Raw genomic sequence first — 12,150 nt, 5'->3', positions numbered from 1 at the left:
TACAAGAGGCATTTAGGTTATACTGTAGGGGACGGGAGTCGCTCTACCACTCTGTGGGCGCGGTGGTGGGGATTCAGATATCCCGTTTCTTTCTTTTTTGGGGAGAGGAACGGAGGAGAGGGAGAGAGCAAGCGGGCCGCCGCTCAGGCTCACGCGGCCCGCCCGCCCGCCAGCGTCAGGAGGCAGGCGCGGGTCTCAGCCGCACCAGGATGAGGCCCAGCCATAAGGTCCAGAGGGCGAAGAGCAAGAAAGCCGGTGTCGTCAAAAACGCCTGACCGCTGGCTGGTGCCAGAGCCACCTGCACGGCACTGCCGATCAGGAAGAGCGCCAGCAGAATGGCCACATAACCCAGGGCCACCCAGAGTGGCGGCCAGAGCTGCAGGCCACTACGCACAATAATGACTCCGAACAGCAGGGTCGCCAGTGCCACTAGCAGCCCTCCAGCTGTATTGCTTACGAGCGTGCATATCCCCACCACCAGGGCAAAACTCGGCGTCAGCGTTGCCTCAGCCGTGAAAGTGCGTGCCACCCCTATCTGATAGACTGTACTGGCCAGATTGCCCAAGACCAGCAAGAGAATACCCACCATGCCACTCCAGGCCGCGATGACCGCAAACCCTTTCCCACGCCAGGGAATGGCCAGCAGCTCCTCAGCCGTCTGCGGCAATGGCTTGTCACTGGCAGCAGCTGCTTTCTGTCGGCCATCAGCAGTCTCCAGCTCTTCGGCAGAGGGAGAGGCCTCGCTGGCAGCGGCTGTCGCTTCGGCTCCCTCCCCCTCGTCGCGTCCCAGCACCTCCTGGGCGACAATGATGCGGAAGAGCGTGAAGGGCAGGCTGAGCGTGAGAGCAAAGGCCACCATCTGGAGCAGGCGATAGAAAGCAAAAGACCACACATGGAGATGAAGCCAGAGGACATAGACCGCCAATTGGCCACGGCTGGCGGCAGCCAGAGCCTCCCCATAGCCGTGCGGTAGCAGCCAGAGCCACTGATAGAGCGGCGCGCCGAGCAGCAACAGTAGCCCCCCAAGCACATAATAGGAGCCATTGATCCGCAGGCGTGTCAGAAACGTACGTCTCATCCGGGACCTCATTCGCCTAAAAACAAGCTGTCGTCTATATCATAGCAAGAGAAGCCGAGTCCCGGCACGGCCTGGGCCATCTGGTCTGCAGCTCAGCCCCCGAGGTCTGCCCAAAGAGAGCGAGGCCGGTTAGAGGGATCATCAAAGGCGACCGACCTCGCCCACTGACAACTCATCGCAGGAGAAAAGCCGGCAGACCCTGCTCATGGAGGAGGTGCAGCGGGCCACTGGCATAGAAGTTGCCCAGAATGTTCAGGGCCGTCACCAGCACAAAGACGGCTATGGCCAGAGCCATCAGCAGGCGATCGACTGGGCGGGTCTGCAGCTCCGTCAGCCAGGTGCGTCGTCCCACGCCAAAGCAACGCAGCTCCATTGCATTGACAATATCTTCCGCCCCCACCACCGAGCCGATCACAATAGGCACCACCAGCGGCGCCAGGCGGGCGATCCTGCCGAAGATACCGCCGCGCAGCTTATCCAACTCAAAACCCCGCGCACGCTGAGCATCCAGCGTCACACTGAAATCGCGGGCCAGCGTCGGCAGGAAGCGGAACGAGAGGTCGATCGCATAAGCGAACTGGTCCGGCAGGCCCAGCTGCTTGAAGGCCACCCCAATCTGACCCGGATTGGTCGTATAGGGGATCGCCACCGCCAGGAAGGCAATGCTGAAGTTGCGCAGGCCCATCGTCAGCATGTAGGTGATGCTCTCCACGCTGAAGACCAGCGGCTTCGGGCCAATGTAGGGAGGATGATTCAGAAAGCCGAGAAACGGCAGCGAGAACAATTGATGCTGATGGCTCAGGTCAATGCCCTGCACAATGGCCCCACCGGAGAGAAAGTAGTTGCCAAAGACAAGGATCACATTGAGGAAAATAATGAACAGCCAGGCTCGTCTTGTCTCTGACCACTTCAGACGCGCCAGCGCATAGTAGCAGGCTGCCCCCACAAAGCCGGCCAGAATCAGCCAGACATTCGACGTCTGGGCCGCTGCCAGACCATAGGCCAGTAGCAAGAGCAGCTTGGCCCGTGGATCAAGGCGATGAATAGGCGTATCACGCTTGATATAAGGGAGTGTTATCAACATGGCACATGCTTCCTTCTGCCAACACCACAGAGCAAGGAAGAGAAGGAGAGCGGCGGCATCAGAGCCAAGAGGCCAGTCACAGCTACTCTCGTCCTGCTGCCGCCCGCTCGCTCCTCCCGGTCGATCAGCCGACCGAGAACAGAACCGATCCGATCAGACCAGAGCAGAGCAGAAAGCGCCGCCTGCTAGCCCCGCAGCGCCGATCAGATTGCGGCGTGGGGGCCTGAGACTGCCTTGCGAGCAGGGCGACCAGTCAGCTCAGCGCCCGAAGCGGGCCACCGCGGCCCGGTAAGCCAGCAGCAAAATAGGCAAGAGAATCAGGCCATTGATCAGGTCGGACAGCGCTGCCGGCAGCAGATAGCCAGTGGTAGCGGTCACAAAAGTCAGCTTCGAGAGCCAGATCTCCGTATAGGAGGCGAAGCCAATCCCGATGATCACGCCCAGCGCGGCAAAGACCTCCGCCAGCACAATAGAGCGCGAATGGCGATAGACGCCCCAGGTAAAGTAGACCACCAGGCCGGCGATGAAGCCGATGAGGGCATTGCCCACATCCCAGTTCCAGTAGACGCCATAGCCCGAGATATAGTCGCCCAAGAGATTGCCCACCCCGCCGGAGAAGAGGCCAACCCAGGGACCGAAGACGGCCCCGAAAAAGAGGGGGATGACAATGGCTGGACGGAACGAGACATTGCCAGCGCTAGGCAGCTGGAGAATATTGGTGAAGTAGCTGAAAATGCCATAGAGAGCCGCCCCGAGCGCCATGTAGACAATGTGCCGGACCCCAATACCCCAGACCCGGCTCGTGACCTCGCGCTCACGCAGGTTCTCTTTCTCGGTCGTAGCCATAAAACAATGAACTCCTTTCTGGATGATCGCGATGATCGCAGATCCTTGGGATAACACAGACCAGGGACGACAGCCACAGGAAGAATCAAACCAGTGGAGAAGAGCGGACAGCTCTACTCACCTTCGCCCCTCACGCCAGGCTGCGGCTACATTCCGTCAGCAGGTAGCGCAAGAGCGAAGTAGGGCGCAAGTTACAGCTTTCCAGCAGGGTCTGATCGGCCAGCACCTCTAGCGGTGCTCCATCAGCCACCAGATGGCCATCCTTGAGGAGAAGAACGCGCTGAGTATAACGCAGCGCGAGATCGAGATCATGCGTAATGAAGAGGAGAGCATCCAGCTCAGGAAGCTCCCGCAGATGCTCCATAAAGGAGATATAAGAACGATAATCCTGGCCCGCCGTTGGCTCATCCAGCAACAGGATACGGCTCTCCATCGCCAGTACTGAAGCGATGCTGACCCGTTTCTGCTGCCCGAAGCTGAGCGAAAGAGGCGAGCGCTCCGCAAAACGGGCCACATCCAGGGCTTCGGCTGCCCGCTGAACAGCGCGTTGGAGCCGCTCAGGAGGGAAGCGTAGATTCTCGGGGCCGAAGCTCAGCTCTTTCTGAACCGTAGGGGCGAAGAGCATGGCACTTGGACTTTGGAAGACGTAGCCGATGCGCGCCGCCAGCTGTGCCACGCTGAGTTTGCGCGTATCCTCTCCATAGAGAAAGACCGCGCCCGCCGTCGGACGCAGCAACCCCAGCGCCTGCTTCACCAGGGTAGTCTTACCGGCCCCATTCGGCCCAAGCAGAGCAATCGTCTCGCCACGGCGCACCTTGAATGAAATGCCGTGCAGGATCTCCTCGCCATCGGCCTCGTAGCGATAGTGGACATCCTGGAAGACCAGCACCGGCTCGTCCGTGCCGGCCCCCGCCGTCGCCGCGCGCCTGGTAACAATCGGACGCACAAGCTGCTCTACCACCTGACGCGGCTCGGCGGCTCGGCGCAGCGTTGCCTCGATCGGCAGCTTCACCTGCTCAGGATCGGCCACTTCCAGAAAGGACTGCCCATCGCCCAGGAAGACCTGCCGCCCGTCCCGCATTAAGAGCACCTTATCGGGGCGCAGCTTGAGGGTCTCCTCCACGCGATGTTCCACAATAATGACGGCCCGCCCCTCGGCGCGCAGTCCATTGATCAGCTCTTCCAGCTCATCGATAGCACGCGCATCCAGATTAGCAAACGGCTCATCAAAGAGAAAGATCGAAGGCTGCATCACCAGGACCCCAGCCGCTGCTACCTGTTGGCGCTGCCCGCCTGAAAGGGCAAAGGTTGCCTCTTGACGGTAGGCCTCCAGATGGAGACGCCGCAGCACAGCCTCGATTCGCCGACGGATCTCAGCGCGCGGCACATTCAGGTTCTCCAGGCCGAAGGCGACCTCCTGCTCAACCGTGCTGCCGACAATCTGCTTCTCGGGGTCCTGCAACATCGTACCGATGTAGCGCGCCCGCTCCCGCAGGCTCATACCAGCAGCAGAACGACCTTCGATTAAAATCTCCCCACTCAGCTCGCCACGGAAAGTATGGGGGATGAGACCATTAAGGCACTTGAGCAGCGTACTCTTGCCACAGCCACTCGGCCCGGCAATGAGCAAAAGCTCCCCATGCGCGAGCGAGAAGGAAATATCTCGAATGGCATACTGCGGTTCCGGCTCCGCCTCCGCCCCGGCAGCCGAGGAATCAGGGACAGCTCTTCTGGTCTTCTTCGCAGGGGGCGACTCTTCATCGAGGGCGCGATAGCGAAAGCTCAATCCCTTGACAGCAACAGCCGGAGGTGCGTCCTGCGATGCATCTCTCGTGTTGTCGGGATGAGTAACCATCTATACGTGTTACCTGTTGCTTCCAGTGAACGCAGACGACTTCACGAACAGTGGAAGCCCTCTAACCAAATAGGATTGACTCTTTTCTAATTGTACCGAGCGACAGGGGAAGCTGTCAATCTTGTCGAGTCTTGCTGGAACAACTACTACAGAGATACCGCAATTGCTGTAATCTCATCAATACAAGGAAAGTACGCAAGCTGGGACAAAGCTAGCTGTCATCTCACTGACTGGCATCTGCCTTCTATCTGCTCTGGCCATTGCCGCGACGTCTGCCTATACTGCTCTCAGGCAGACAGTGCAGAGCACCAGCCTTCCCCGGCAGAGGAAAGTGGAAGGAGCCAGACAAGGAGCGCAGGCCGGGCCTCGTTGACTCAGTACGGCGCGCTCGCCTCCAGGTGGTTGGTTACGCGCTAGCGATCTGCGCGCGTTGTGGTGATCGGCCTGTCTGTCTTCGCCGTGAGCTGGCCAGCGACCAGCTAGCAGGCGGGCGGAAGGCAGCGCGCTGACTATACAGGACAAGACACGAGCGAGCGAGTCAAGGATGATACCCAGGAGAGTCTTGAAAGGAGTCAGACCGTGTCTACCCGCATATCGCGGCGCGAACTGCTGCAGCAATCGCGCAATTTGCTGGTAGCGCTGCCGCTAGGTTCTCTGGGAGCGGCACTTGCGGGCGTTGACAGCAGCCTGAGAGTAAGCGCAGCTCCCACTCCCCAGTACAACCTGGCCGCAGCCTTACAGATGTCAATCTACTTCTATGACGCCCAGAAATCCGGGCCAGGCGTTACTGGTGGCCTCCTACCCTGGCGTGGTGACTGTGATCTCTCCGACACCGCTGTTCCCTTGCAACCCAAGAACAGCAACAACGTCGGGACCAACATGTCGGCCTCCTTTATTGCCGCCCATCGGCAGGTGCTTGATCCGGCAGGCAAAGGCACCGTCGATGTCAGCGGAGGCTTCCACGACGCTGGCGACCACGTTAAATTTGGCCTGCCTCAAGCGTACGCCATCTCTACGCTGGGCTGGGGCTTCTACGAATTCCGCCAGGCCTTCGTCTCCGCCGGGCAGGACGCTCACATGATGGCCATCCTGCGCTGGGGCTGCGACTATCTGATGCGTTGCACCTTCCGCGATAGCAGCGGCAACGTCGTGGCCTTCTGCTACCAGGTTGGCGAAGGCTCCATCGATCATACTGTCTGGGCGCCGCCCGAAGTGGAGAACCTGGCGCGCCCGGCCTACTTCGCCACCTCCGAGACGCCGGCCAGCGACATGTGTGGGCAGGCCGCTGCTGCCCTGGCCATCATGTACCTCAATAGCCAGAGCAGCGACTCCAGCTACGCCGCCAAATGCCTGGACTACGCCAAGGCCCTCTATCGCTTCGCCGTCGCCAATCGCGGTCTTGGCTACTCCGGCGGCTTCTACAATTCCAGCGGCGACAGCGACGACCTGGCCTGGGCCGCTATCTGGCTCTACATCGCCACCGGTCAGCAGTCCTATCTAAACGATATTATCGCCACCGACTCCAGCGGCCACTATACCGGCTACCTCAAGGCCATTATGAACAGCACTCAGGATAACTGGCAAAATACCTGGGTCCACTGCTGGGATGCCGTTTGGGGCGGCATGTTCCTCAAGCTCGCGCCCATTACGAACGATCCCAAGCACTGGTACATTGCCCGCTGGAACCTCGAATACTGGTCCAACGTGCCGCATCAGGACCCCAACGACAAGAATTTCCTGAAGCCCACGCCCGGCGGCTTCATGGTCATCAATACCTGGGGGTCCTGCCGCTACAACGCCGCCGCCCAGCTCTGCGCTCTGGTCTATCGCAAATACACCGGTGACTCACGCTTCTCGGATTGGGCCTTGGGGCAGATGAACTATATCTTGGGCAGCAATCCTATGAACCGCTGCTATATGGTGGGCTTCGCCTCCAACTCGGCCAAACATCCCCACCATCGCGCGGCCCACGGCTCCTTCACCAACAGCATGTCTGATCCCCCAAACCACCGCCATACGCTGTGGGGTGGCCTGGTCGGCGGCCCAGACACCAGCGACTACCACGACGATGCCACCAATGACTTCGTCTACAACGAGGTGGCGGTCGATTACAGCGCAGCTTTCGTTGGGGCGCTGGCGGGCCACTACTACTACTATGGCTCCGGCCAACAACCCAATCCCAATTTCTCGACCGCAGAAACACCGGTTAATCCCTTCTTCGTCGAAGCGCTGGTCAATCAGGACAGCAACCAGAGCACGCAGATCACCCTGACGCTCCATAGCGACACCACCCAGCCGCCACAGTTCGTCACCGGCCTCAAGGTGCGCTACTTCTTCAATATCAGCGAGCTGCTGGCCATCGGTCAGTCGATCAACTCGGTCTCGGTGGCCATCTACTACGACCAGAACCAGTACCTGCCTAATGGAGGCCCGGTCGCTGTGCACGGCCCCTATGCCTGGGGGAACTCCACCACGGTCTACTACTACGAATTCGACTGGTCAGCTTACCCGCTCTGGTATACGCGCGATCTCGAATTCGCGCTGATTGTGGCCATTGGCAGTGACTACAAGTACCATTGGGACTCGTCGAACGACTGGAGCCGCCAGGGTCTGACTTCGACCAAGGCCGTCACCCAGTACATACCCGTCTACCGCAACGGCACGCTGGTCTTTGGGCAGGAGCCGCCAAAGTCATAACTTCCGCGGCGGCTTCCTCCCTCATTGGGGAGACAAGACGGGCATTGAAGTCATCAAGAGACAAAGGCAGCAGGAACTGAGGGGGCCTGCTCTCAGGGATGAGACAGCCGCAACACATGAGGAGGGAACGCTCGTGAAGAAAGCCCTGTCCTGCGGCCTGCCGGTGCTTTTCGCCTTACTGGCGCTAGCGCTGGCAGGTCTGATCTGGTACGCGCCCCAGCATGCGCAACGTGCCCAGGCCGCCGTCTCCTACAGCGGCCTGCACGTCTCGGGCAACCAGCTCCTCAATGGCGCCGGCCAGCCGGTTCGCCCGCTGGGAGTGGATCGCTCTGGCACCGAGTATATGTGCGACGCCGCTGGCGATACCACCGTCTTCGACGGGCCGAGCGACGCCGCTTCGGTGGCCGCCATGATGAGCTGGCACATCAATGCCGTGCGCCTCCCGCTCAACGAGGATTGCTGGCTTGGGATCAATGGCTATCCTGCCGCCCAGTATACCGCGGCCCAGTATCGGCAGGCCATCATCGATTACGTCAACCTGCTGACCGCCAATAACCTGATCACGATCCTCGACCTGCACTGGAGCGCCCCCGGCACCCAGCAAGCTAACAAACAGCTTGCCATGCCTGACCTGGACCACGCTCCAGCCTTCTGGACCTCGGTGGCCAATACCTTCAAGAGCAATTCATCGGTGATCTTCGATCTATACAACGAGCCTTTCACCACGAGTTGGGATTGCTGGCTCAACGGCAGCACGGCAGCTAACGCCAGCCCCTGCACGGACGTGCCTTTTGCCGTGGCCGGCATGCAGACGCTGGTCAACACCGTGCGCGCCACCGGGGCCACCAATGTGATCATGCTCGGCGGCCTGGCCTACGCCAACGACCTGTCAGGCTGGCTCTCCCATAAGCCAAACGATCCGTTGAACAACCTGGCCGCCTCTTTCCATCTTTACAATTTCAATACATGTAACTACGTCAATTGCTGGGTTCTGACGGTAGCACCAGTTGCCGCCCAGGTGCCGGTGATTGCCGGTGAGATCGGTGAGAACGACTGTGCCCACGGCTTCATCGATATGGCGATGGCCTGGCTGGACCAGAACAACATCGGCTATCTGGCCTGGGCCTGGGACACGTACAACTGCTGGAGCTTCCCATCGCTCATCACCGATTACAGCGGCACACCAACGCCCTACGGGCAAGGACTCTTGACCCACCTGACGGACCTTGCTAATGGCGTCACGCCCACGCCGACGCCCACACCCGTGCCTGGCCACTACTGCGCGGTCCACTACAGCGCCAGCTACTGGACCGGTGGCATGACGGCCAACATTACGATCAGCAACATCAGCAACGCCTCCATTGTTGGCTGGACCCTGGTCTTTACCTTCCCCGGGGACCAGCAGATCACGGCAGGCTGGAGCGCCACCTGGAGTCAGCAGGGTCAGCAGGTCACGGCTCGCGATATCGGCTACAACGATGTCATCGCCGCCGGTAGCTCGGTCTCCATCGGTTTCAATGGCACCTGGACAAGCAACCACACCGATCCGACAGTCTTTACCCTCAACGGCGTGACCTGCAACACAGTCTAGCTACAGGCTGGTCCACGCCGGACGGTGGGGTGGTGACAAGAAATGGCTTGCCCTTCTTAACTCGCAGGTGACGAGCGCTGAGCTGGGGTCAAGTCTGGTCTTCAGCGCGCCAGCCGTGGTGAAGGCCAGACTGTCTGGCTCAGCCTGGCGCCCGTTCACATAAATCTCTTCACCCACACCAACTTACCTGAACAACTGACCAAACAACAAGGAGAGTCCTCTGGAGAAAGGAAGACAGGCTATGCTCAGGAAACAGCTCAAAACCCTGTGCGCTGGCCTGGCGCTCCTGGCGCTGATCGGCGCCCTGGCGCTTAGCATCGTTGTCCAGGCGCACCCGGCCTACGCGGCCTCAAGCGTCACTATTAACGGCGCCACGACCTATCAGACGATCGACGGCTTTGGCGCCTCCGAAGCCTTCGGGCAGGCCGACGCCATGATCAACGCCGGTTCCACGCTGGAGAAGCAGATGCTGGACCTGCTCTTCAGCCCGACGACCGGAGCCGGGCTGACCATTCTGCGCAACCTGATCCCCTCCGACAGCAACCATACGATTGAGCCGAACAGCCCGGGCAGCCCGACGGCCACGCCTCAGTATGTGCCCATCGGGACCGACTGGGGCCAGCTGCCTCTGACCCAGCAAGTGGTTCAGAACTACGGCGTGACGCGCATCTATGCCGACGCCTGGAGCGCCCCGGGCTTCATGAAGACCAACGGCTCCGAGAGCAACGGTGGCACGCTGTGCGGTGCACCAGGTGCTGCTACGTGCAGCACGGGTGACTGGCGTCAGGCTTACGCGAATTATCTCGTGCAGTATATTAAGGATTATCAGGCGGCAGGCGTAACCATCACCAACATCGGCTTTGTCAACGAGCCGAATCTGTCCACCTCCTACTCCAGCATGGTGATGAACCCGACACAAACCGCCGACTTTGCCAAGATCCTGGGGCCGACCCTGGCGAATGCGGGCCTGTCGACGCAGATTGTCTGCTGCGATGCCGAGGGCTGGGACCTGGCTCCGAGCTACACCAGCGCCATTGTCAACGATGCAACGGCCAATTCCTACGTCAAGGTTATCTCCAGCCACGGCTATACCGCCGCTCCGACTTCGCCGCTCAACTCCAACGGCAAGCCGGTCTGGGAGACTGAGTGGTCGACCTTCGATAGCTTTGATGCCGCCTGGGATGATGGCAGCGACGCCTCTGGCCTGACCTGGGCTCAGCATATCCATGTCGGGTTGACTTCGGCCAACCTGAGCGCCTTCCTCTACTGGTGGGGCGTTGCCAGCACCTCAGTCTCGACCGATAACCAGGGCCTGATCCAGCTCAATGGCTCGACTATCACGCCGTCGAAGCGCCTGTGGGCCTTCGCCAATTACAGCCGCTTCATCCGGCCCGGCGCGGTGCGCATTGGCGCCAGCAGCTCGGATAGCAACCTGCTGGTTTCAGCCTATCGCAACACCAACGGCACGCTGGCCATTGTGGTCATCAATCTGGCGAGCAGCGATACAGCGACGACTTTCTCACTGCAGAACACCAATGTGGCTAATGGGGCGACGGTGACCCCCTATCTGACAAACAATAATAACAACACAGCGGCTCAGGCGACCCTGTCGGTGAGCAACGGCTCCTTCAGTGCGACCGTGCCGGCGCGCTCGCTGGTGACCTACGTCATCCCGGCTGGCACCGGCGGCGGTACGCCGACCCCCACACCAGCACCGACCAGCACGCCGACCCCAGCACCGTCTCCCAGCCCGACGGCGACACCCTCACCGACACCGGCACCGACCAGCACGCCGACCCCAACTCCGACTCCAGGCGCTTCTTGTCAAGTGCACTATAGCGTCGTGAGCCAGTGGCCGGGCGGTTTCCAGGGGAGCATCACCATTACGAACACAGGCAGCAGCCCCATCAATGGCTGGACCTTGAGCTTCAGTTTCACGGCTGGTCAGCAGATCACCCAGCTCTGGAACGGGAGCTATACGCAGCAAGGGGCCCAGGTGACGATCACCAATGCCTCCTACAACGCCCAGATCCCGGCAGGTGCCACTCTGGGTGCATCGCCAGGCTTCCTGGCTAGCTGGAACGGGAGCAATCCCGCGCCAACTTCGTTCACGCTCAATGGCGCGACCTGCAGCGTCGTCTAGACCGGGATGATCTGCAGGTGAGCGAGAGAGGACAATAGCCTCTTTCCCTTCCGATCGATCTGGTTCAGCAGTAACAGGCATTCCATTTAAGGAAAGGAGGCAAGAACCGCCCACCGAGCTGACGCTAGAGCAGCGGTGCTCGTCGGAGCTAGCGCACCGCCCAACGCAGGTGAGAGCGGCGCGGCGGGAGGGCAGACGCTCCACGGGCACCTGCTCCACGCATCTTCTCTGCTGAAAACGTGAGGCCTTTTCTCCTGAAGAGGCGCCAGGTAGGCCAGGTTCATCACTGCTCTGCCTGGTGCCTCCTTCTCTCTACAGTCTGACAAGGGGAAAGGTCTTGACAAATCCTTACGGCCCTACCATAGTTTCACCAGAGCGAGATAAAGCTGCTCACGGAAGATAAGGCTCTCTCAATCCACCAGCAGAGAGACTCTGTCAGGCGCGTAGCGTAGTGGTGCGGTCCAGTTCTCACTACGCGGCGCATAAATCGAAGGAAGAGGCAAGGGAGGATAGGCACACAGCCGCTATGGAAGCTCACCAACTATCTTTTGGAGAGTCGTCAGCACCCAATTGCGTCGAGCACTTCGACAGCCAGCAACGGATTGTCGTTCATCAGGGCGAGGCCCTGGACTTTCTGAAGACGCTGCCCTCAGAAAGCATCGCCCTGGTCATTACCTCCCCACCCTACAATCTGGGGAAGGAGTATGAAAGGCGCAAGGATGTGCTGTCGTACCTGCAAGAGCAAGAGGCCGTCATCGATGAGGTCATCCGCGTCACCAGTCCCCGGGGTAGTATCTGCTGGCAAGTCGGCAATTTTGTTGAGGATGGCGAGGTATTTCCTCTAGATATCTTCTAT

Annotated in this window: 8 protein-coding genes; 4 read left to right on the top strand and 4 right to left on the bottom strand. The window is 60.1% G+C overall.

All coding sequences use genetic code 11. The annotated features are described in order from the left end of the window. Positions 1-175 precede the first annotated feature (175 nt). From IRZ31_RS16100 to IRZ31_RS16085, 4 genes are all read right to left on the bottom strand, one after another. Positions 176-1,078, bottom strand: a complete 903-nt coding sequence (locus IRZ31_RS16100) for a hypothetical protein (RefSeq protein ID WP_297155449.1) — start codon at positions 1,076-1,078, stop codon at positions 176-178. Between the two features lie 172 nt (positions 1,079-1,250). Next, positions 1,251-2,162 (bottom strand): energy-coupling factor transporter transmembrane component T, encoded by a 912-nt coding sequence (locus tag IRZ31_RS16095; protein WP_297155447.1) that lies wholly within the window; start codon positions 2,160-2,162, stop codon positions 1,251-1,253. 258 nt (positions 2,163-2,420) lie between these two features. Next, entirely contained in the window at positions 2,421-3,008 is a 588-nt protein-coding gene (locus IRZ31_RS16090; protein ID WP_297155445.1) for an ECF transporter S component, read from the bottom strand. A gap of 130 nt (positions 3,009-3,138) precedes the next feature. Then, positions 3,139-4,863: an ABC transporter ATP-binding protein gene (locus tag IRZ31_RS16085; RefSeq protein WP_297155443.1), complete on the bottom strand. Its 1,725-nt coding sequence runs from the start codon at positions 4,861-4,863 to the stop codon at positions 3,139-3,141. A gap of 579 nt (positions 4,864-5,442) precedes the next feature. On the opposite strand from IRZ31_RS16085, the gene IRZ31_RS16080 reads away from it, so the two are divergent. The 4 genes from IRZ31_RS16080 to IRZ31_RS16065 all read left to right on the top strand — a co-directional run. Continuing rightward, positions 5,443-7,560 (top strand): glycoside hydrolase family 9 protein, encoded by a 2,118-nt coding sequence (locus IRZ31_RS16080; protein WP_297155441.1) that lies wholly within the window; start codon positions 5,443-5,445, stop codon positions 7,558-7,560. Between the two features lie 133 nt (positions 7,561-7,693). Next, positions 7,694-9,151, top strand: coding sequence for a cellulase family glycosylhydrolase (locus IRZ31_RS16075; protein WP_297155439.1), 1,458 nt, complete (start codon positions 7,694-7,696; stop codon positions 9,149-9,151). Between the two features lie 241 nt (positions 9,152-9,392). Continuing rightward, positions 9,393-11,294, top strand: coding sequence for a cellulose binding domain-containing protein (locus tag IRZ31_RS16070; RefSeq protein ID WP_297155437.1), 1,902 nt, complete (start codon positions 9,393-9,395; stop codon positions 11,292-11,294). Between the two features lie 526 nt (positions 11,295-11,820). Beyond that, on the top strand, positions 11,821-12,150 hold a 330-nt coding region (locus IRZ31_RS16065; protein WP_297155435.1), incomplete at its 3' end, for a DNA methyltransferase.

Origin of the sequence: Thermogemmatispora sp. (assembly GCF_019683635.1) — a bacterium.
Classification (GTDB): domain Bacteria; phylum Chloroflexota; class Ktedonobacteria; order Ktedonobacterales; family Ktedonobacteraceae; genus Thermogemmatispora.
The sequence above is the reverse complement of the archived record's forward strand: the minus strand, read 5'-3'. Positions and strand labels throughout refer to the sequence as shown.